The sequence below is a fragment of the Citrobacter sp. Ce104 genome (genome assembly GCF_030334595.1).
Classification (GTDB): domain Bacteria; phylum Pseudomonadota; class Gammaproteobacteria; order Enterobacterales; family Enterobacteriaceae; genus Citrobacter; species Citrobacter europaeus.
On the sequence record NZ_JAOWDP010000066.1, the window covers coordinates 228,519 to 249,831 of the forward strand.

The window sequence follows — 21,313 nt, forward strand, 5'->3', positions numbered from 1 at the left end:
TCTATTTAAATATCAAAAGAATAATCATCAGTTTGCATCATCGCCTGATTTAACTGATATTGTTCAAAAAGCGCAGACGCTTGGGCTAAATCTTCACACATGGTAATTTTCCCATGCAGCAGTACGCCAAAGGCATGGCAGTGTTCTTTAATAAGCCGGGGGTTGCGTGTTAGCACAATCAACCCTTTCTGCTTTAGCTCATGAGCTAGCGCCTCCTGCATACGCGATTGTGAGGCATTGTCCCCGGTATACAGCTTGTCATCGGCAATATAAAGACGGCAGGGAAGCAGTAAATTAATGGCAAATGCCAGATGCGCTTTCATCGTGACAGAGTATTCACTCACCCTGTCGGTATAGCGCTGTTCAAGCTGGGTCAATTGATAGCAAAAATGTGAAAACTCATCTCCATCCAGACCATAAAGACTGGCCATCATGCGCGCATTCTCTTCGCCGGTTAATCCGGGCAGAACAAAAGCATTTGCCCCCAGCGGAAGTGCATCACCCCGCAGCCCCAGAAAATCCCCTTCATCAGGAGCATCTATGCCGCACAGCACTCGGGTTAGCGTCGTTTTGCCTGAACCAGGAGCCGCCAGAATACCGATATGCTCATGGTAATCCATGACAAAATCTGTTTTATCAAGGACCACTCGCGGGCCTTTATCAGACTCAAAATAGCGTGTACAACCTAATAAACCGAACACGAACGCGTCTCTCCTGAAGCTAAAGTCAGTGATTTTTAGTGTCATAAATCCGGTGAAAAATGATGCCCGCGATGAATAACGTTGCGGAAAATGCCAGAGGATAAAAAGGTTCAAGGTAAAAAGAGTGGTACCCTTCAAACATTCCTTCTCTGACTATCTCATTGACATGAAGAAGAGGATTCCAGCTGAATATACTTAATAATGAATATGGCAATTCATTCGCAGTATAAAATACAGCTGAAATCAAAAACATAGGTCTTAACACCACAGGAACCGCTTTATAGACCAGCGAAAACCGTTCAGACAGAGCATCACAAAAGTAACCAAACGATAGCCCCAGCAGCCAGGCGATAACCATCCCTTCAAAAATAAGGATCGGTTTATGGGCTTCCCAACGGGAGAAGATAAGAAAGTTAATCAATGAAACAATAATATAAATGATAACCGCATTAACAAATTCGACTGCGGCGAGAGCAAAAATCACATATCGTTTTTTAACCTGAGAGACAACCGCCAGTGATGTAAAGAATGAACGAGTGCGCATGGTAGCAGTAATGGTGTAGCGAAATAACAGATACGGTAATATACCTGAAATAACAAAGCTGATATCGTCAGTAAATATTGGAACTGCACGATTCAAATATTGGAAGGAAATAACGGTAATGGTTATCCATACCAATGGCACGGCCAATACCATCATATAATTTAGCACATTACCATTATATCGCGTCTTGATGTCGCGCGACATGAGTAAAATAATCAACTCACAGACGGAAATGAGTTTTACAAAATAATAAGTATTATTTTTCAAAATATTCATATAGCGACATTAGAAAGAATTAGAGCCACGGATCAAAAAGCTATCGAATGCGGCTTTTACCTTAGCGAAATCTGTCAAAGAGGCGTTAGAGATATAGATAATATCACCATCTTCCACTCGCATGGCCTGCGCTAAAAAAAATGAATCAGGTAGGCCCATATTGACATGATAGATATTCAACTTACGCATCTGCTGCTTCGCTTGTTCTGCTTCATTATGCTTGTACAGAAATACCGATTGCGGATCGGCAAGATTGTCGTTTAATCCTTTAGCCAGCGCCAAGGCATCCACTACGCTGGAATGACGCTGAACCAGAGCATGTTTCCCCTGAACACCCGCCGCACCAAGAACATTCACATATTCGGTCACCTGGCGCAGAGTAATGCGATCATCCGGCTGTAAGACAATATCCAACGCTGGATACTGATAAATATCTGACAGGCGCGCATTAAAATAATGCTGCTGACGCGTCACGTGAACTTCCATCATATCTGCGCTGGTAGTTTCCATCGCCGCCGCCGTTGCCAAAAAATGACTTAGACGATTCATACTCCGTTCAAGAGGGTAACGCCCCGTTTTCCCACTGCCCTCGACGGTCACCATGGCCCCCGTGCGGGCAGTGAGCGTTACCAGTACCTGAGGGTTCAGGACAACGCGCGAAAGCCGCTTTCTGACCTCTTCAGCCAGTTGCGTCACATCCATGCCGGTAACAGGAATTGTCCCAGCATAAGGCACCTGAACAATATTACTGTCAGTCACAAGAATATTTTCAAAATCCGCCCGGTCGCCGCTCGCGTTATTGGACAAATACCCCGCGCCGCCCGAGGATAAAATAGTGATATGCAGCACATCACCTTTAGCCAAAGATGTCCAGTGCCAGTTATTTTCGGCAAAGACCGGATCGACAATAGTTTTCGTCGCATTATCGGCATCACTCAGTTTTAATTCTGGCGTGACTTCGACCAGACGATAATGAGGATCATCCTGATTAATCAAGCTGGACTTAAATCCCGCTCTGGGAATAGTGCATCCTGAGAGCAGAATAAATGTCATTAATACAATAATAATTTTTTTCATAACTTATTATATAAATCAAAAAATTGAAAAAATGCCGTCCAAAAATTAACGTGGCTGAGAGGCAATGGTCTGTACAAACGTTTCCACCATATGCTCCACGGTAAAACGCTCTTGTAAAAATGACTGCGTCTGTTCGCAAATACCGGTTCTGCTACGCCATAAATTGACCAACTGTTCTGCATAGCTACAAGCCTGGTCAAGATTGACCGTCTGTGCATCATCAAGAATAAAACCTGAAATACCCGCAATAAAGCATTCAGCCGATCCGCCTGCAGGAGTCGAAATCACTGGTACCCCGACCATTTGTGCTTCAATAAGCACATTGGGCAATCCCTCATAACGAGAGAACAAAATGAATAGGTTCATTTTTTGCAACCAATACCCCACGTCACGCGAGACGCCGACAAATAATATCCTCTCCAGAATCCCCAATTGCTCGGCGCGTTGCTGAGCTTCAACGCGCAAATCCCCATCGCCAACAAGCACAAAACGCGTGGCGGGATGGTGATGTAAATAGCGTGCTGCAAAATCAATCCAGGCGAGAGGATTCTTATCGCCTACAAAGCGGAAAACACCGCCAATAGTCGTGTCCGCATCCTGCGTTTTTTGCGTAAACTGCTGCCAGATTTTTTGTGGCACCTCAGAAGAAGGTTCGGTGGATGGCGGTAAGACGCCGTTATATACAACCTGGAAGTGCTGCGCATCCAACTGCAACCAGTCGGCATAATGCCGGGTCACACAATGGTTGTTACTCATAAAATCAACGCCAGGCACGACCGCCAGTGCCCGGTAGAGAGGCTCATATTCCGGCTTGAAAAGACGTTTTCTCACCACAGGCGGCAACCCGCGTAATCCTAGTTGAATTCTGGGTACGCCAGCAATCAGCGCTGCAAGCGCAATCATCAGACAAGCGCCATCCTGCCAGACGGAGAGATAGTCCGGCTTACGCTCGCATAAGTGGGGCACCAGATGCTTGATGCCATAGTTACACACTGGTGGGAGATGAGAGAGCAATAAGCGCAGTTCCGGAGATTCGATTGTCGCATCGTCAAAGAAGTTTCCGGTAATCTTTGCGATTTCCAGTACCTCAACCTGTTCCTCCAGCACTTCTTTTAGGAAAAAGTCTTGTCTGAGCTCCGGTGACAGGGAGCGAATAATAAGTTCCACCGGTTCTTCTACTTTTAGGCCGCCAATTTTCCCCTGTTGCCGGTATTTTCTGGCGATCTCGATAGCCAGCCTGGAAATCTGACGCTCTGCGCCACCGCTACCTAACGAGCCAGTACAGAGTGAAAGGCGACCGAAAGACCCGACAGGAAGCCGCCGCGTCTGACGATTTCGATATGACAAGATGGCATGCTTCATCGCAATAATACGGGTGTTGGTCCCCACAGGGATCGCTTCCCCTTCAAGGCGCTCGAGTAAATCGCAGATCTTATTTATTTTGCCTAAATAATTGTTATATTTTTTCTGAACGCCGCTGCTAACGTTTGTCAGAATCATCTGTGCATCTTTGGCTAGCCCAGCATTATATAAACGACGCGCATACTCATAACGAGCTTCGTCATTGTTTTGTGCAATCAGCGTTTCATAGAGCGCGTACGCACGCTCCGTTTCATTAAAATCATGAAGAAATTCTGCTTTTTTTAGCGTCGCTAATGAAGTTAAATCCTCGGCCGGTAATTCACTGTCAATTAACGCAATAGCTTGCGCAAGCTTCCTCTCTTTTTTCAATGCTGAAAGCGTGTTTCCTAGCGCCGCTAACTTTTCTTCCTGCGTTATCATTATGACTTCCCTGATGTATTCTTTTGTAATGCGGCTATGCAGGTCGTTACCTGCCTTGTCACCGAATCCGTTGGCCCGTTCACTTTCTCCAGTCGCTGCCAATACTGCAAAGCCTGCGAGTAGTCGCGCAAATGCATCGCATTTAATGCGGCATATTTCAAGGCGTAGGCATTTTCGCTATCAAAAACGAGTAATTTTTTCGCATAATCAAGATGTTCATAAGAAGCGATAGCGCTACCGCCATCCCTCAGAGAATCATTAAATAATCTGATAATTTGCTTATATTCACGCATCAGACGAGAAACATCAGGATCAATACGTTTCATGCTAATCAATAAAGACAATGCTTCATCCAGACGCCCTTCGCTTTTCTTCTGGCGGACACATTTAAGGGCTCTGGTAGCGACATTGCGACATTCTTTCTCGAACAAGTCGTTCATTGATGCATTCTGGAAGGATGGAGAAATGCTCATGACGTTAGCAATCAAATCTATGAGAAATGGGATATCGTTAATGTGACGTATGCTACGTAACATAATCGACTGCAGGCTGGTAATGTTCGAGTTACGAATCAAGGTCATGTGGGCCAGTGTGCACGCTTCTTTCCAGGCACCAAGATTCACCAACGTTCTTGCACAATATACGGTGCTAACAGGATCGAACTCCAGAAGCGGCCACACAATTTTTGCCCCTGCCAGGATATTTTCATAATCCTCGCGCTCATACATTTCTCTTAATTTATCGCGCCATGCCGCTTTAACTTCATTATTAAAGCGAGAAATACGTGCGTGGGGATAAACCATAAATGCAGAGTAGCTGTACACCAGCGAAGTACTCAGTGAGACAAAATCTTCAACCGAATGTAGCGACAGCGCAGTATTGTTCCATGCCTCAAAAACATCGTGGAGTTTATCTTTATACGAGGTGCTAAGCGCCTGTTGATAGTTCATATTCTTGATGCAGAAAGCCGTTCGGATTACGAGGCCGGTATCATGAATTGTCGACAACACCGTCAGCGCAAATTCTGACTCATGGCGGAGTAACTGCTCGAGCGTCTGCATGAAAATCAATTCATCCCTGAATTTGACTGCCAATGATAGCGCTGTCTCCATAAACGCATCATTTAAACACTGCGATTGAATGCCGGCCTGGAAAGCGTCGGAAAATGCGTTGCCACCATTGAAATATTGTGTGCTACTCAGGAAACTAACCCATCCGCTTTGGGTTACAGGATTCAATAACAGTACACGTTTCCAGTATTGATATGACTTGTCAAATAGCTGTAAAGCATCGGCTGAGCTGGCGGCAACGGTAAGTACTTCTTCATCTTCAATCTCATTAGAAAGCATCATCTCGGCCGTCGATAAAGATTCCTGCCAACGCGCTAATCCATGTAGAGACCTCAGCCGGCAACGTAAGGTACTGTCAGTCGTACCGATAATTTTCTCAACATCACTAATATCCTGATAAGCCTGTTCATAATAACCTAAGCGACTAAAAATTACGGATCGAAGTTGAATCAGAACGGGCTCTTTCTGTTGATGTCTTAATGCGGCAAAAAGTTGCTGTGACGCGGCAATAATGTCGCCATCCGCAAGCTGCTTCGTGATCGATAAGGTAAGTTCACGTATTTGGTCTTGTTTCTCTTGCCGCCCCTCATCAAGATGATGATTAGTACTGTTGATCACATTCTTAAAAATGGTCGCAACGATAGCATCACCAAACATGTCGGTATAATGAGTAAGATCGTCGCCATTTTTTTCCAACGCACGTTTTTGCCCCCATTTTTCCATCAAATTTGTTGGATTAACGCAGGGAATACCCATCCTTGCGGCGATGGTGTCGACATTTTTAATCAACCGACTGCGGGACTGAATGACAGTTCCTGCACGAGTGACAGCATCAATATGGGTCATAAACATAACGCGATCGCGACCGAGAAGCTGAACGATTTCCTGCATATCCTGTTCGATAGCATGCTCATCCATCTGCTCGACATTGATACTGCTTAATAAGGCACGATCGCTTTCCGACATTCCTGCAAAACAGGGATCGTCTTTGAGATAGGCCAGTAGTTTGTGCTGATTTCCTTGCGACGCTAGCGACCAGTAGGCGCGTGCTCGCTCTGTTTGGCTAAAAAACTCATAGAAATGACGAGTTAAATAATTTATTTGTAAGCAGAATCCATAGGCCATAATCTTCTTCTGACTCGAAATTTCAACGATATAGAAATCAGAAGGACTATGAACATCGGTGTTTAAATAACTTACAGCAGGTCTAAAAATAAATGGTCGGACCTGATCCGGAATATCTATCAAGCCTAGAAAAAAACGAATTTGCTGTAATGCCTCACTGCTCGTATGCGTAAACCCGTAAATTTTCTTAAAGTTAGCCTGAAAATTAAAATAAGGCTGAGCTCGTTTTACTGGACTCACAATACGGCAACTACCAATTGCTGTAAGCGTAAACATCCCTGACGATTTCATTAAATTCATCCACGTAAAAAGAAAATGAGCAGTTATACTCAGGAATACAAGATAGTTTGCTTATCAATATACCATTTTAGAGTTTGTTTCAGTCCTTCTTTGATATCAAACTCTGGCTCATACGAAAGCAATTTTTTTATTCTGGTTATATCAGCCTGGCTATGCTTAACGTCACCGTCACGAAAATCCTTATAAATTGGCTCAGCACAATTTTGCTCATCCCGCCATAAATTTAATCCATCGCGAATAAGATAATAAAGCTCATTAAGTGACGTTCTATCTCCGACAGCCACATTATAGACTTTATTTTTTGAGGCTAAGTTATTAGTCGTTGCTGATAATAGATTGGCCTGAATTACATTTTCTATATAGCAAAAATCACGGCTCGTTGTACCATCGCCATTGATATAAATCGGTTCATCTTTAAGTAGTGATAGTATCCAACGTGGAATGACTGCAGAGTATGCGCCGTTAGGATTTTGGCGGCGGCCAAAGACATTAAAGTAGCGTAAGCCAATAGCGTTAAAATCATAACTACGTGCAAACACATCAGCATATAATTCATTGACGTATTTTGTTACCGCATACGGGCTTAATGGTCGGCCGATCCGTTCCTCTATTTTAGGTAAATCGGGATGGTCGCCATAAGTGCTGCTGCTTGCTGCATAGGTGAAACCAGATACATGTGCATCTCTCGCCGCCGTCAACATATTTAAAAAACCATCAATGTTAGCGCTATTTGTCGTGATGGGATCCTGTAAAGAACGTGGTACGCTTCCCAGAGCAGCCTGATGTAAAACGTAATCGACGTTCTCACAAACAGCCCGGCAATCGGCAAACGATCGAATATCCCCATGAATAAAGGTAAACCGGGACCATTGTTCTTCACTGACAGCGGCGCGCACGTCCTCTAAGTTATGCTGATAGCCAGTTGAAAAATTATCCAACCCAATTACCGTTTGATTTAAAAAGAGCAGTTCTTCCAATAACCCTGAGCCGATGAAACCGGCTACGCCAGTAATAAGCCAACGTTTTGGTTCAAGAACAAGTTGTATTTTTAATTCATCATAAGCTGTCATGATTATAACCTCACATCTGACTGCTCAGGGGGAAGAATATACTTCAGATCATAAAGCACATGTTTATCTTTTCCAAACCCACGAATATCATGACTCCCCATCAGCTTAAACTGCTCATGTCCGACTGCGACAATAATGGCATCATAAGATGCAGTTTTGATTTCCGATACAGGTATAATCCCGTATTCTTCTTCCACTTCCTCGGCATCAACCCAAGGGTCATAAATATCAACATTACAACTGTAATTACCCAATTCTTTTACAACATCAATAATGCGGGTATTTCTGATGTCCGGGCAGTTTTCTTTAAAAGTAAACCCCAGAATCAGAACGTTAGAACCCTCAACGTTAATTCCTTTTTTGATCATGGCTTTAATCAACTGTCCCGAAACATAGTTGCCCATATTATCGTTGAGTCGACGACCTGCGAGGATAATTTCTGGATAGTAACCGATGCCCTGAGATTTATGAGTCAGATAGTAAGGATCGACACCAATGCAGTGACCACCAACCAGTCCCGGACGGAATGGCAGGAAGTTCCATTTACTTCCCGCGGCTCGCAGCACGGCTTCAGTATCGATCTCTAATCGGTTAAAGATAATAGCCAATTCATTTACCAGCGCGATATTGAGATCACGCTGGGTATTTTCGATCACTTTTGCCGCTTCCGCGATCTTAATGCTTTCGGTTTTGTATGTTCCTGCCGTGATGATCTGTCGATAGATTGCATCAACCAAACAGGCCGTTTCCGCAGTTGAACCAGAGGTAATCTTCTTAATAGTTGTCAGTCGGTATTTTTTATCGCCGGGATTGATACGCTCTGGGCTATAGCCAACGAAGAAGTCTTTGTTAAATGTCATCGCTGATATGCGCTCCAGTATCGGCACGCATTCTTCTTCGGTACATCCTGGATATACCGTAGACTCATACACGACAATATCCCCCGGTTTCAGTACCTTGCCAACGGTTTCACTTGCCCTGATCAAAGGGGTGAGGTCTGGTTGCTTGTAATCGTTGATCGGCGTCGGGACAGTAATGATATAAAAATTGCATTCTCTGATTTCATCAATTGATGAAGTAAATGTCAGATGACGAGCATCACGCAACTCTTCTTCTGTAGTTTCGAGATTGACATCGATCCCTTCTTTTAGCTCAAGTATACGTTTATGATTAACATCAAAACCAACCACCTGACGAATTTTCCCAAATTCAGCGGCTAACGGTAAACCAACATATCCGAGTCCGATAATGGCAATTTTCACATCATCTTTGCTGATCATTACTGATAAGTCCTTTATTTAGTATTTATTAATTTTAAACTAATCCCAGATGTTTCTGGAATGCTACCGCCCCTGGCGAGCTTAGCCAGCATATCTATTGGTATTGTGATTGCGATAATTTCCAGTCTAATTAAGGCTAGAATTGTATATTTTCTAATTATAATCATACGAAGGTCGTATGCAGAATCCGTACTAAAACAGTAATTAAATTCCGGATCTTAAAATGTAATTATTACTGAGTTAATGCATGGCTGTTTAATCTGGCAATAGAAGATACCGAGGGTCCCGCACACCAAATTTCATGGCGACCTCTTTTCTCCAACGATACAATGTAGACGGTGAGTTCATAAATCTATCCTGTAGCTCCTCCATACCGCTTTCGGTCAAGAAATACTTCATCTTCATGATATCTTTTTTGCTGATCTTAAAGCTGCATTCCTTCCGCCCTGCCGTTATCTTGTCACCATTTCGATACAGGCTTATTTTTTTTATCATCTCCGGCACTGGCGTTGTGGTATCGAAAACAGCAATAACATTTTTGATATTATCCAGCCAAAAAAGAGCTAAAGGCATCAATCGTGAACTGGAAATGATGATTATTATTTTATTAATATCTTTATTCCGTGAAAAAAAGATCAACGTACTGCGCAAGCTGTATCGATTAAGGCTCACGAATAAATAATTTCTTTCGTTTGTAATCAGTGACATTTCATCAATAATACCAGCGACGCCAACCCCAAAGTAAATATCATTTGGTGGCCAGAAATGTTGATACTTCATGAAGCCTCCATAACCTCAAACAACTCTATTTCATCCATGGTAAAGGTAAAGGCGTACTTTCAAGCACACCTACCCTCTAAGCAAATACCTAACAACCGAGTAATTTATTTTATTAATATTGCTAAGTACATGAAATGAACTTTTACACAACAAGGATGTGATATCAACCCCTCACCATCCATAACTAAAACCTATCAATCATTCCATTTTGGATTTGAAATACTAATGAATGTTGGCAATTTATTGCTCTTATTGGTTGTATTATTAGCACTGACTGTGAAAACAAACTTTCATCTTTTATTCAAAATGAGAAAAGTCTCAAAACCCACAGAAACATTATCTTACAAATTCACGACATACACACCACGCTTAGAGGTGATATGCCTGAATTGTCACGCATGTCCCTACGCTTAAATTTTTATTGGTACTGGGTGAGATCTTAATCAGTATAACTATAGCCAATCTCACTATATTTTCCGTATTCTTCGGCAGTATTAATGTAATATATACAAGGCTTACGATCCGCTCGACCTTGCAAGTATTAGAAATGGTAAGAAGTAGTAGGCTAACTCGTATTTTTTATGTATTTGAACAATCTCGTGGTCGGATGATTAGAATTAAATCAGTTACCTTAATAAACATGTAATTTATTAATTTTGGTAGATGTGCAGACGCTTGAAACATTCCTTTATTAGCTCATGTGGATTGTTAGTTTCACAGGGAGTATCTCTCAGAAGGAGTATCAAATCCCACCAGCTTTCTACCACAGTCGGTTTGGCCTACATAGCTGTTACATGAGTCCGATTAACGATAAACGAAGTAACACATTGAAATTTAGAAGGATAATTGAATCAGGAGAGTCAGTGAGTAGAAGAACTGGAGCGGGCGAAGGGAATCGAACCCTCGTATAGAGCTTGGGAAGCTCTCGTTCTACCATTGAACTACGCCCGCATTGAAGTGCGTAAGGGATTATAAACCTTACGCTCTTCTTGGCAAGGGACTAACCGACTGACTGGCGATTAATTCACCGTCAGCATTTTGGTTTACTGCCCTGCGGCGGCAAATAACGCAGCGGATCGATAGCTGTCGCCCGGTAACGGATCTGGAAATGCAGCCGCACCGTAGTCGCATCCGAGCTGCCCATCGTCGCGATCTTCTGCCCGGCTTTCACGTTTTGACCGTTGTTCACCAACATGGTGTCATTATGCGCATACGCAGTGATGTAATCCTCACTGTGCTTAATCATAATGAGATTACCGTAACCCCGCAGCTGATTGCCGACATAAACCACCTTCCCCGCTCCGGCCGCATAAATCGGCGTACCGCGCGCAGCTGAGATATCAATGCCCTTATTGCCGCCGTCCGCGGTTGAATAAGGCAGGATCACTTTACCGCTGGCGGGCCACTGCCAACAGCGTTGCCCCACTGGCGGCCACGACGACTGCGGCACAGAAGAAGATGGTCTGACCGCCGCCGTTTTGGTTGCGGATTTCTTGGTTGCTTTGCCAGAGCCAGAACTGGATTTCGCGCCGCTGCTAACTTTCAGCTTTTGCCCTACTTCAATGGTATAGGGCGGTGAAATATTATTCAGGCGGGCGATCTCTTTCACGCTGGTCCCGGTGGCGCGCGAAATACGGTATAGCGTATCACCTCGCTTCACGGTATACACGGAGCCGGAATAACTTCCTGTATCAGACGACTTGCTCCCGGAACACCCTGCTAACAGCAGACCAACACACAGCAGCATCGCGATACTCAGGCCATTTTTCTTCAGGCGTCCTGCACTCAAAACAATACCTCGCAACATTTTCAGACGCTTTATCATAGCAGCCAGAAACCGGAAGCCAAATCATATCGCGCAACGAGGCGTCGACGCTGGCATTTCACACCCTCTGTTAATCATTCTGACTTAATTAAGCATATAATATGGGTGCTTAAGATTGATGGTGGATGCTATGCGACAGGAACATGTCATATTATTGAATGAGCAGGACCAGCCTTGTGGAACACTGGAAAAGTATGCGGCGCATACCGCCACAACGCCTCTGCACGCTGCGTTTTCATGCTGGATATTTAACGACCAGGGACAACTGCTGGTGACCCGCCGCTCACTGCATAAAAAAGCCTGGCCAGGCGTCTGGACCAACTCTGTCTGCGGTCACCCGCAGTTGGGTGAAAGCACCGAAGCCGCTATTGTCCGCCGGGCTCGCTTCGAACTGGGTGCAGACATTGACGCGCTCAGCCCCGTGTATGTTGATTTTCGTTATTGCGCTGCGGACCCGAGTGGAATAGTGGAAAACGAAGTATGCCCGGTTTATGCCGCACAGATCGTCAGTGAGCTACAGCTAAACCCAGATGAAGTGATGGATTGCCAGTGGGGCAATCTTGAGGATGTCTTAAGCGGAATTGACGCGACGCCGTGGGCTTTTAGCCCATGGATGGTATTACAGGTTGCAAACGATAAGGCGCGAGAATTACTGCGCAAGTTTGCCAACAGGAATTGACTGCCTGATGGGGCGACGCTTACCTGGCCTACATAATAAATAGTAGGCCGGATAAGGCATCAGCCACCATCCGGCATTTCACATCTTACTTAACCGGTCGCATCGCCGGGAACAGGATCACATCGCGGATGGTATGGCTGTTGGTGAACAGCATAACCATACGGTCGATACCAATACCCAGACCCGCAGTCGGCGGCAAGCCGTGTTCCAGAGCGGTAACGTAGTCTTCGTCGTAGAACATCGCTTCGTCATCACCCGCATCTTTGGCGTTAACCTGATCCTGGAAACGCTGCGCCTGATCTTCCGCATCGTTCAGCTCGCTGAAACCGTTACCGATTTCACGTCCGCCGATGAAGAATTCGAAGCGATCGGTGATTTCCGGGTTTTCATCATTACGACGCGCCAGCGGAGAAACTTCTGCCGGGTATTCGGTAATGAAGGTTGGTTGAATCAGGTGCGCTTCCGCAACTTCTTCAAAGATCTCGGTCACGATACGGCCCAGACCCCAGCTCTTCTCAACCTTGATGCCGATAGATTCAGCAATCGCTTTTGCAGAGTCGAAGTTATCCAGATCGGCCATATTGGTTTCCGGACGGTATTTCTGAATCGCTTCGCGCATGGTCAGTTTTTCGAACGGCTTACCGAAGTCGAAGACTTCTTCACCGTAAGGCACTTCAGTCGTTCCCAGAACGTTCTGCGCCAGCGTACGGAACAGTGATTCGGTCAACTCGATCAGATCTTTGTAGTCCGCATAAGCCATGTAGAGTTCCATCATGGTGAACTCTGGGTTATGGCGAACAGAGATGCCTTCGTTACGGAAGTTACGGTTAATTTCGAAAACGCGTTCGAAGCCGCCAACCACCAGACGCTTGAGGTACAGTTCCGGCGCGATACGCAGATACATGTCCAGATCCAGCGCGTTATGATGAGTGATAAACGGACGCGCTGCCGCACCGCCTGGGATCACCTGCATCATCGGGGTTTCTACTTCCATAAAGCCGCGACCCACCATGAACTGACGGATACCCGCCATAATCTGTGAACGCACTTTAAAGGTGTTGCGGGATTCATCGTTAGAGATGAGATCCAGGTAGCGTTGACGATAGCGCGCTTCCTGATCCTGCAGACCGTGGAATTTATCCGGCAGCGGGCGCAGCGCTTTGGTTAGCAGACGCAGCTCGGTGCAATGAATAGACAGCTCACCAGTCTTGGTCTTGAACAACTTACCTTTCGCGCCGAGGATATCGCCCAGATCCCATTTTTTGAACTGCTCGTTGTAGACGCCTTCCGGCAGATCGTCGCGAGCAACGTACAGCTGAATGCGACCGCCAACATCCTGCAGCGTAACGAATGATGCTTTGCCCATAATACGGCGGGTCATCATACGGCCAGCAACGGATACTTCGATGTTCAGCGCTTCCAGCTCTTCGTTTTCTTTCGCGTCGAAGTCAGCATGCAGTTGGTCTGAGGTATGATCGCGACGGAAATCGTTCGGGAACGGGATCCCCTGCTCACGCAGGCTCGCCAGCTTCTCACGGCGCGTTTTCAGTTCATTGTTAAGATCGGCTACCGCGTCAGCGCCCTGTACGTGTTGTTCAGACATGTTGGTTCCTCATAACCCTGCTTTCAAACTTGCTTCGATAAATTGATCCAGGCTGCCATCCAGCACCGCCTGCGTGTTACGGGTTTCAACCCCGGTACGCAGATCTTTAATGCGGGAGTCATCAAGGACATAAGAACGAATCTGGCTACCCCAGCCGATATCTGACTTATTGTCTTCCATCGCCTGTTTCTCGGCATTCTTCTTCTGCATTTCCAGTTCATAAAGCTTCGCTTTCATCTGCTTCATGGCCTGGTCTTTGTTCTTGTGCTGGGAACGGTCGTTCTGACACTGCGTCACAATTCCGGTCGGGATGTGGGTGATACGTACCGCCGATTCTGTACGGTTAACGTGCTGACCGCCCGCACCAGAGGCGCGATAAACGTCAATGCGCAGATCCGCCGGGTTGATGTCGATATCGATATCATCGTCAACTTCCGGATAGACAAACGCCGAGCTGAACGACGTATGGCGGCGACCGCCGGAGTCGAACGGGCTCTTACGTACCAGACGGTGTACGCCGGTTTCAGTGCGCAGCCAACCGTAAGCATATTCGCCAGCAATTCTGATGGTCACGGATTTAATACCCGCCACTTCACCTTCAGATTCTTCAATAATTTCAGTCTTAAAGCCGCGTGCTTCAGCCCAACGCAGATACATACGCATCAGCATGCTTGCCCAGTCTTGCGCTTCCGTACCACCGGAGCCAGCCTGAATATCGAGATAGCAATCTGCGCTGTCATATTCGCCGGAGAACATACGACGGAATTCCAGCTGCGCTAACTTATCTTCCAGGGTATCGAGTTCTGCTACGGCTTCGTTAAAGGTTTCTTCGTCGTCGGCTTCTACAGCCAGTTCCAGCAGGCCGGAGACATCTTCCAGGCCCTGGCTCATCTGATCGAGCGTATCAACGATGGCCTCGAGGGAGGAACGCTCTTTACCCAGCGCCTGCGCGCGTTCGGGTTCGTTCCACACGTCCGGCTGCTCCAGCTCGGCGTTTACTTCTTCCAGACGCTCTTTCTTGGCATCATAGTCAAAGATACCCCCTAAGAACGTCAGAGCGTTCCGTGAGGTCCTGAATGCGGTTATTTACCGGATTAATTTCAAACATTGTCTGATTTCTTTTATTGGACTAGTCAAAATGCGGTTATAAGAGCGGGATTGTAACTAATCCACGCCCTTTTTTATAGCGATTAGTGACGCTAAAGTGGCCAGATATTATCGATTATTAGCTGCAAACTGCGGTTGCCGCGAAACTCATTAATATCCAGTTTATAGGCCAACTGAACATCGCGCACGCCGTTGTCCGGCCAGCAACTGGTATCAACGTTGAACGCAATTCCGTCCAGCAGTGGACCGCCGCCAACAGGCTCGACCATCACCTTCAGATGACGCTCACCGACCAGACGCTGCTGGAGCAAACGGAAATGCCCGTCAAACAGCGGTTCAGGGAACATTTGCCCCCACGGCCCGGCATCACGCAGCATTTGCGCGACGTCCATGGTCATCTCCGCCGCGCTCAAAGGTCCGTCTGACACCACTTCGCCCTGCAGTAAAGCGGGATCCAGCCACTCGGTTACCAGTTCGCCGAAACGCTGCTGAAAACGTTCAAACTGCGCCTCCTCCAGCGACAATCCCGCCGCCATGGCGTGACCGCCAAACTTGAGGATCATGCCCGGATAAAGGGTGTCCAGGCGCTCCAGCGCATCGCGCATGTGCAGCCCCTGAATCGAACGCCCGGAGCCTTTCAGCGTACCGTCACCGGCAGGAGCAAACGCAATCACCGGGCGGTGGAAGCGCTCTTTAATACGCGATGCCAGAATCCCCACCACCCCCTGATGCCACTCGGAATGATACATCGCCAGACCGCCCGGTAGCATATCACTACTGCGTTCCAGCTTTTCACACAGGGTCAGCGCTTCGGCCTGCATACCCTGCTCTATCTCTTTGCGCGTCTGGTTGAGTGCGTCCAACTCATTAGCCAACACGCGCGCTTCGCCAATGTTGTCGCACAGCAACAGCGCCACGCCAACGGACATATCGTCCAGGCGCCCCGCCGCGTTCAGTCTGGGCCCGAGGGCAAAACCTAAATCACTGGCAGCCAATTTGAGTGGATCGCGATTGGAAATCTCCAGCAGCGCTTTAATACCCGGGCGACACTTTCCGGCACGAATACGGCTTAAGCCTTGCCACGTCAAAATGCGGTTATTGGCATCCAACGGGACCACATCGGCCACCGTGCCAAGCGCGACCAGATCGAGCAAATCCGCCAGGTTCGGCGGCGTAATGCCTCGTTCATCAAACCAGCCTTTGTCACGCAGGAAGGTGCGTAGCGCCAGCATCAGATAGAAGGCCACGCCAACGCCTGCCAGCGATTTAGACGGGAATTCACAATCGTGCAGGTTAGGATTGATAATCGCTTCAGCGCCCGGCAGCGTGTCCCCTGGCAGGTGGTGATCGGTCACAACGACCGGGATCCCCAACGTTCTGGCATGTTCAACCCCCGCATGGGACGAGATGCCATTATCTACGGTGACAATCAGCTGAGCGCCACGAGCATGAGCCTGATCCACCACTTCCGGGCTTAAGCCATAGCCGTCTTCAAAACGATTAGGCACCAGGTAGTCAACGTTGCTGCAGCCCAACGCGCGCATTGCCAGGATGCTGAGCGCTGTACTGGTGGCGCCATCGGCATCAAAATCACCGACCACGATGATGCGGGTTCCCGCACGAAAGGCGTTATAGAGGATCTCTACCGCTTTTTCGACGCCGTTCAAATGCTGCCACGGCAGCATGCCTTTCACGCTACGCTCAAGCTCCTGCGCGCTGCGCACGCCGCGACTGGCGTATAAACGGCGCAGCAATGGCGGCAAGTCAGCAGGTAGCTCGGCGGTCTCGTCGGCCTCACGCCGACGAAGTTGTATCTGTTGTTTCACGCGAATTATTTACCGCTGGTTTGTTTTGCATGCGCATCGAGGAATTCTTTCATCTCTTTCGGGCCCTGATAGCCTGGCACTACGTAGCCATTGCTCAGCACAATCGCTGGCGTACCGCTGACGCCGAACTGGACGCCCAGCGCATAGTGGTTAGCGATATCCACATCACAGGTCGCCGCTTTCACATCTTTGCCAGCCATGGCGTCGTCAAAGGCTTTGTTTTTGTCCTTTGCGCACCAGATAGACTTCATGTCCTGCTCGGCCTGGCTTTCCAGTCCCTGACGAGGGAAGGCCAGATAGCGTACGGTGATCCCTAACGCATTGTAATCTTTCATCTCTTCATGCAGCTTGTGGCAGTAGCCACAGGTGATGTCGGTGAAAACGGTAATGACGTGTTTTTCCTGCGGCGCTTTGTAGACGATCATCTCGTTCTCCAGCGCGTTCAAATGTTTCATTAGCAGCTGATTGGTGACATTTACCGGGCTTGCGCCACTCACGTCATACATCGGTCCCTGAATAATATGTTTACCGTCTTCAGTAACGTACAGCACGCCGCTATTGGTCAGTACCGTTTTCATACCCGCAACCGGAGCTGACTGAATCTCGGTACTCTGAACGCCCAGCTTCGCTAATGACTGGCGAATCGCCGCATCGTCTGCATGTACCATGCCGGAAAACGCCGTCGCCAGCAGAGTGAACATCATAAAACGTTTTTTCATAACCTATCCTTTCCTGTCAGCACTCACGCTCGCGGGTGATGCTGTTGATGTAGTTGCCGCAAGCGCTCCGTTGCGACATGAGTATAAATCTGCGTTGTCGAGAGATCGCTATGCCCCAGTAGCATCTGCACCACGCGCAGGTCAGCGCCATGGTTGAGCAGATGGGTGGCAAACGCGTGCCGCAGGACGTGCGGAGACAGCTTTTCGCTGTCGATTCCAGCCAACACAGCATAATGTTTAATACGATGCCAGAACGTTTGACGGGTCATCTGTTGCGCCCGCTGGCTGGGAAACAGCACATCAATCGATACACCGTTGAGCAACCATGGACGACCATGTTCCAGGTACGTTTCCAGCCAGTACACCGCCTCCTCACCTAACGGGACAAGGCGCTCTTTATTACCTTTACCGATCACCCGGACCACGCCCTGACGCAGGCTGACGTCACTCATCGTCAGCCCCACCAGTTCAGACACGCGCAGGCCCGTGGCATACAACACTTCCAGCATGGCTTTGTCGCGAAGCTCCAGCGGTTGTTCGATGAGCGGTGCCTGCAGCAGTCGTTCTACCTGTGCCTCACTGAGATCTTTGGGCAGACGCTGCGGAAGTTTAGGTGATGCAAGCGAGGCGCTGGGGTCATCTTCGCGATATTTCTCACGGTACAGATGCTGAAAAAAACGCCGCGTTGCACTGAGCAAGCGTGCGGAGCTGGTGGCTTTATATCCCCCATCCATCCGTTCAGCCAGCAATGCTTGCAGGTCATCACTCTGCGCAGTCGCAAGCGAAGCGCCGCGGTGATGTAGCCATTCGACAAGCATGGTCAGATCGCGACGATACGCACTTAATGTGTTTTCCGCCAGATTTCGTTCCAGCCACAGGGCATCAAGAAACTGCTCGATGCGCGCCAGATCCTGTTCCACTCGCGCCCCTTAATCCACTCTCATTTTTGATGCATTATGCCTCATTGTGCCGAGAATGCGGCGATTCTGTTACACTACCCGCAACGCTACAGCAGAATTGAGATGTTTACGTCATGAACATGGGTCTTTTTTACGGTTCCAGCACCTGCTACACCGAAATGGCAGCAGAAAAAATCCGCGATATCCTGGGTCCCGAACTGGTGACACTGCACAACCTCAAAGATGATTCCCCGAGCTTAATGGAGCAGTATGACGTGCTCATTATGGGCATCCCGACCTGGGATTTCGGTGAAATTCAGGAGGACTGGGAAGCGGTCTGGGAGCAACTGGACGACCTCAACCTGGAGGGCAAAATCGTTGCGCTTTACGGTATGGGCGATCAGTTGGGTTACGGCGAATGGTTCCTGGATGCGCTGGGTATGCTGCATGATAAGCTGGTCACCAAGGGCGTAAAATTTGTTGGTTACTGGCCAACCGAAGGCTATGAATTCACCAGCGATAAACCCATCATTGCCGATGGACAGCTGTTTGTTGGCCTGGCGCTGGACGAAACAAATCAGTACGATCTCAGCGATGAACGCATTCAGGTCTGGTGCGAGCAAATTCTTGGTGAAATGGCCGAACACTGGTCCTGATAACCACTTTGCCGGATCCTGACGTATACGCCATATCCGGCCTACTTTATTGACCGAACCGAGACCTTAAAGCTGCGCCCCACCAGGCATTTATCGACGTTATCCCTGCTTCGCCTGTTGCAGTATTAACCGTCGCAAATCCCGCCACTCAGCATCATCCATACTGTCTGCCGCCAGCCACAAATGCTGACGCTTTCCGACATCAGAACGCAAACGCAGCATCATGCCCGTTTTGACCATCCAGGGTGCGCTAACAATAGACCACTCTTGCCCTTGCCAGCGCAGTCGACCGTTCATCAACAGCCGAATCTCGCCCTGACAGGCGTTAATTCGGCGCTGGCTTCGGACGCTATCGAACACCACCAGAGAGAGCAGAACCAGCCATAATGGGGTGTAGCTCAATGGCCAGGGCATCAATAAAATGAATACCGCCACCAGCCCATGAATGAGCAGCGAAAGCCATTGCGCGCGCCATGAAACGCGTAAATCAGATTGCCACTGGACCACGTTCCCGATTCCGTGTCTGGATAAGTCGCACCATCTGCTCCAACTGATCATCAGCTGGTTTCCCATGATTCATCAACCAGTTAAACAAGTCTGGATCATCACATTCTAGCAGACGGATAAAGATACGTTTTTCTTCGTCACTTAAGCTGTCGTATTCATGTTCGAAAAACGGCATGATCGAGATGTCCAACTCGCGCATACCGCGACGGCATGCCCAATGAATACGCGCTTTGTTGTTAATATCCATGTTCTTCTCCCTGTCTCGCGAAAACGAAGTATCCCGCTATTGTAACGTGTTTTTCCCGCACATTTACGGGAATATCATTAAACGGAAGCGTGTTCGCTAAATAAAACCGCATTAAGTCAAAGGATTCAGCATTTTTGGATGTCTCCTCGCAAAGCTTAATATATGGCACAAATAGCCTGTTTAAACCGCTTGCAATGGGCCATAGCTCTTTTACCATTAGTCATTATCACTGCGTTAAGCAAATCAGGACATTATTATGGCTTTTACATCTTTTCCTCCTCGCCAGCCTTTCGCGTCAACGCGTTTGCCTCTGACGCTAATGACGCTCGATGACTGGGCGCTCGCCACCATCACCGGTGTCGACAGTGAGAAGTATATTCAGGGTCAGGTCACGGCGGATGTCAGCCAGATGACCGAGCATCAGCACCTGTTGGCTGCACATTGTGACGCCAAAGGTAAAATGTGGAGCAACCTGCGTCTGTTCCGCCAGGGTGACGGTTTTGCATGGCTTGAGCGCCGTAGCCTGCGTGATGCGCAGCTCACTGAGCTGAAAAAATATGCGGTTTTCTCGAAGGTGGCGATTGTCCCGGACGACGAGCGAGTACTGCTGGGTGTAGCGGGGTTCCAGGCGCGTGCGGCGCTGGCCAATCTCTTTAGCGAATTACCAAACAGCGATAAACAGGTTATTACTGACGGTTCTTCCACCCTGTTGTGGTTCGAACATCCTGCTGAGCGTTTCCTGCTGATCGTTAATGTTGCAACGGCGGAAACCCTGGTAGAGAAGCTGCGCGGTGAAGCGGAGTTAAATAACAGCCAGCAGTGGCTGGCGCTGGATATAGAAGCAGGTATTCCTGTTATTGATACTGCCAACAGTGCGCAGTTTATTCCGCAAGCCACCAATCTGCAGGCACTGGGCGGGATCAGTTTTAAAAAAGGCTGCTATACCGGTCAGGAAATGGTTGCTCGCGCAAAATTCCGCGGAGCCAACAAACGCGCCATGTGGACTCTGGCAGGTGCGGCCAGTCGGGTACCAGAAGCGGGTGAAGACCTGGAGCTGAAAATGGGCGAGAACTGGCGCCGTACCGGCACCGTACTCGCCGCGGTGCAACTGGCTGATGGTCAGATACTGGTGCAGGTTGTGATGAATAACGATATGGAAGCCGACAGCGTGTTCCGCGTTCGTGACGACGCGAAAACGCTGCATATTGTGCCGCTGCCGTATTCACTGGAAGAGTAAAAG

General features: G+C 48.0%; 19 protein-coding genes and 1 tRNA gene. 3 read left to right on the forward strand and 17 right to left on the reverse strand.

Features of this window, described 5'->3' with window-relative positions; translation table 11 throughout:
• Positions 1-5: 5 nt before the first annotated feature.
• The 10 genes from vexC to actS all read right to left on the reverse strand — a co-directional run bounded on the left by vexC (position 6) and on the right by actS (position 11,794).
• The gene (gene vexC / locus OGW16_RS17365) at positions 6-701 is read right to left on the reverse strand and encodes a Vi polysaccharide ABC transporter ATP-binding protein VexC (protein ID WP_043017468.1); all 696 of its coding nucleotides are present in this window, start codon (positions 699-701) and stop codon (positions 6-8) included.
• Between the two features lie 25 nt (positions 702-726).
• Positions 727-1,521 carry a Vi polysaccharide ABC transporter inner membrane protein VexB gene (vexB, locus tag OGW16_RS17370; RefSeq protein ID WP_286518654.1) on the reverse strand — a complete coding sequence of 265 codons (795 nt, stop codon included), beginning with the start codon at positions 1,519-1,521 and terminating at the stop codon, positions 727-729.
• 9 nt (positions 1,522-1,530) lie between these two features.
• A complete protein-coding gene (gene vexA / locus OGW16_RS17375; protein ID WP_043017470.1) occupies positions 1,531-2,598 on the reverse strand; it encodes a Vi polysaccharide ABC transporter protein VexA in 1,068 nt (355 codons plus the stop codon).
• 45 nt (positions 2,599-2,643) lie between these two features.
• Positions 2,644-4,380 (reverse strand): Vi polysaccharide biosynthesis glycosyltransferase TviE, encoded by a 1,737-nt coding sequence (tviE, locus tag OGW16_RS17380; RefSeq protein WP_075145664.1) that lies wholly within the window; start codon positions 4,378-4,380, stop codon positions 2,644-2,646.
• Positions 4,380-6,875, reverse strand: a complete 2,496-nt coding sequence (gene tviD / locus OGW16_RS17385) for a Vi polysaccharide biosynthesis protein TviD (protein WP_286518655.1) — start codon at positions 6,873-6,875, stop codon at positions 4,380-4,382. The genes tviE and tviD overlap by 1 nt, the downstream gene beginning before the upstream one ends.
• Positions 6,876-6,904: 29 nt before the next feature.
• Complete coding sequence (gene tviC / locus OGW16_RS17390) at positions 6,905-7,945, reverse strand: Vi polysaccharide biosynthesis UDP-N-acetylglucosaminuronic acid C-4 epimerase TviC (RefSeq protein ID WP_043017473.1); 1,041 nt, start codon at positions 7,943-7,945, stop codon at positions 6,905-6,907.
• A 2-nt stretch (positions 7,946-7,947) separates the two neighbouring features.
• Entirely contained in the window at positions 7,948-9,225 is a 1,278-nt protein-coding gene (gene tviB / locus OGW16_RS17395) for a Vi polysaccharide biosynthesis UDP-N-acetylglucosamine C-6 dehydrogenase TviB (RefSeq protein ID WP_043017474.1), read from the reverse strand.
• Positions 9,226-9,480: 255 nt separating this feature from the next.
• Entirely contained in the window at positions 9,481-10,005 is a 525-nt protein-coding gene (locus OGW16_RS17400) for a Vi polysaccharide biosynthesis protein TviA (protein ID WP_286518656.1), read from the reverse strand.
• Positions 10,006-10,882: 877 nt separating this feature from the next.
• A tRNA-Gly gene (locus OGW16_RS17405) sits at positions 10,883-10,956 on the reverse strand.
• 79 nt (positions 10,957-11,035) lie between these two features.
• Complete coding sequence (gene actS / locus OGW16_RS17410) at positions 11,036-11,794, reverse strand: amidase activator ActS (RefSeq protein WP_286518657.1); 759 nt, start codon at positions 11,792-11,794, stop codon at positions 11,036-11,038.
• A gap of 166 nt (positions 11,795-11,960) precedes the next feature.
• Here actS and idi point away from each other — a divergent pair, with 166 nt between their 5' ends.
• Positions 11,961-12,509: an isopentenyl-diphosphate Delta-isomerase gene (gene idi / locus OGW16_RS17415; RefSeq protein WP_286518658.1), complete on the forward strand. Its 549-nt coding sequence runs from the start codon at positions 11,961-11,963 to the stop codon at positions 12,507-12,509.
• Positions 12,510-12,594: 85 nt separating this feature from the next.
• Here idi and lysS read toward each other — a convergent pair whose 3' ends face one another.
• The 5 genes from lysS to xerD form a co-directional block, all read right to left on the reverse strand.
• Positions 12,595-14,112, reverse strand: coding sequence for a lysine--tRNA ligase (gene lysS, locus OGW16_RS17420; RefSeq protein ID WP_005123357.1), 1,518 nt, complete (start codon positions 14,110-14,112; stop codon positions 12,595-12,597).
• Positions 14,113-14,121: 9 nt separating this feature from the next.
• Positions 14,122-15,220 (reverse strand): peptide chain release factor 2 gene (gene prfB / locus OGW16_RS17425; protein ID WP_100194817.1). Its coding sequence is split into 2 segments (ribosomal slippage): positions 14,122-15,144 and positions 15,146-15,220, totalling 1,098 coding nucleotides; the frame shifts between segments, so codons are not numbered across the junction.
• Positions 15,221-15,311: 91 nt separating this feature from the next.
• A complete protein-coding gene (gene recJ, locus OGW16_RS17430; RefSeq protein WP_043017503.1) occupies positions 15,312-17,045 on the reverse strand; it encodes a single-stranded-DNA-specific exonuclease RecJ in 1,734 nt (577 codons plus the stop codon).
• A gap of 5 nt (positions 17,046-17,050) precedes the next feature.
• Positions 17,051-17,764: a bifunctional protein-disulfide isomerase/oxidoreductase DsbC gene (gene dsbC / locus OGW16_RS17435; RefSeq protein ID WP_075145662.1), complete on the reverse strand. Its 714-nt coding sequence runs from the start codon at positions 17,762-17,764 to the stop codon at positions 17,051-17,053.
• Between the two features lie 23 nt (positions 17,765-17,787).
• Positions 17,788-18,684, reverse strand: a complete 897-nt coding sequence (gene xerD, locus OGW16_RS17440) for a site-specific tyrosine recombinase XerD (RefSeq protein ID WP_003825519.1) — start codon at positions 18,682-18,684, stop codon at positions 17,788-17,790.
• A 113-nt stretch (positions 18,685-18,797) separates the two neighbouring features.
• Between xerD and fldB the strand changes: the two genes are divergently transcribed.
• Positions 18,798-19,319 (forward strand): flavodoxin FldB, encoded by a 522-nt coding sequence (gene fldB / locus OGW16_RS17445; RefSeq protein WP_220771436.1) that lies wholly within the window; start codon positions 18,798-18,800, stop codon positions 19,317-19,319.
• Between the two features lie 99 nt (positions 19,320-19,418).
• On the opposite strand, the gene OGW16_RS17450 is transcribed toward fldB, so the two are convergent.
• Together OGW16_RS17450 and sdhE are read right to left on the reverse strand one after the other, a co-directional pair.
• A complete protein-coding gene (locus tag OGW16_RS17450) occupies positions 19,419-19,826 on the reverse strand; it encodes a protein YgfX (RefSeq protein ID WP_043017506.1) in 408 nt (135 codons plus the stop codon).
• Positions 19,807-20,073, reverse strand: a complete 267-nt coding sequence (gene sdhE / locus OGW16_RS17455) for an FAD assembly factor SdhE (protein WP_080626132.1) — start codon at positions 20,071-20,073, stop codon at positions 19,807-19,809. Before sdhE ends, OGW16_RS17450 begins: the two co-directional genes overlap by 20 nt.
• Positions 20,074-20,329: 256 nt before the next feature.
• On the opposite strand from sdhE, the gene ygfZ reads away from it, so the two are divergent.
• Complete coding sequence (gene ygfZ, locus OGW16_RS17460; RefSeq protein ID WP_043017507.1) at positions 20,330-21,310, forward strand: tRNA-modifying protein YgfZ; 981 nt, start codon at positions 20,330-20,332, stop codon at positions 21,308-21,310.
• Positions 21,311-21,313: the final 3 nt, after the last annotated feature.

What these genes read in the sequence shown, in the direction of transcription:
- vexB (WP_286518654.1), bottom strand. Translation starts at nt 1,521, where the DNA reads ATGAATATTTTGAAAAATAATACTTATTATTTTGTAAAACTCATTTCC.
- vexA (WP_043017470.1), bottom strand. Translation starts at nt 2,598, where the DNA reads ATGAAAAAAATTATTATTGTATTAATGACATTTATTCTGCTCTCAGGA.
- tviE (WP_075145664.1), bottom strand. Translation starts at nt 4,380, where the DNA reads ATGATAACGCAGGAAGAAAAGTTAGCGGCGCTAGGAAACACGCTTTCA.
- tviD (WP_286518655.1), bottom strand. Translation starts at nt 6,875, where the DNA reads ATGAATTTAATGAAATCGTCAGGGATGTTTACGCTTACAGCAATTGGT.
- tviC (WP_043017473.1), bottom strand. Translation starts at nt 7,945, where the DNA reads ATGACAGCTTATGATGAATTAAAAATACAACTTGTTCTTGAACCAAAA.
- tviB (WP_043017474.1), bottom strand. Translation starts at nt 9,225, where the DNA reads ATGATCAGCAAAGATGATGTGAAAATTGCCATTATCGGACTCGGATAT.
- OGW16_RS17400 (WP_286518656.1), bottom strand. Translation starts at nt 10,005, where the DNA reads ATGAAGTATCAACATTTCTGGCCACCAAATGATATTTACTTTGGGGTT.
- idi (WP_286518658.1), top strand. Translation starts at nt 11,961, where the DNA reads ATGCGACAGGAACATGTCATATTATTGAATGAGCAGGACCAGCCTTGT.
- lysS (WP_005123357.1), bottom strand. Translation starts at nt 14,112, where the DNA reads ATGTCTGAACAACACGTACAGGGCGCTGACGCGGTAGCCGATCTTAAC.
- dsbC (WP_075145662.1), bottom strand. Translation starts at nt 17,764, where the DNA reads ATGAAAAAACGTTTTATGATGTTCACTCTGCTGGCGACGGCGTTTTCC.
- fldB (WP_220771436.1), top strand. Translation starts at nt 18,798, where the DNA reads ATGAACATGGGTCTTTTTTACGGTTCCAGCACCTGCTACACCGAAATG.
- sdhE (WP_080626132.1), bottom strand. Translation starts at nt 20,073, where the DNA reads ATGGATATTAACAACAAAGCGCGTATTCATTGGGCATGCCGTCGCGGT.
- ygfZ (WP_043017507.1), top strand. Translation starts at nt 20,330, where the DNA reads ATGGCTTTTACATCTTTTCCTCCTCGCCAGCCTTTCGCGTCAACGCGT.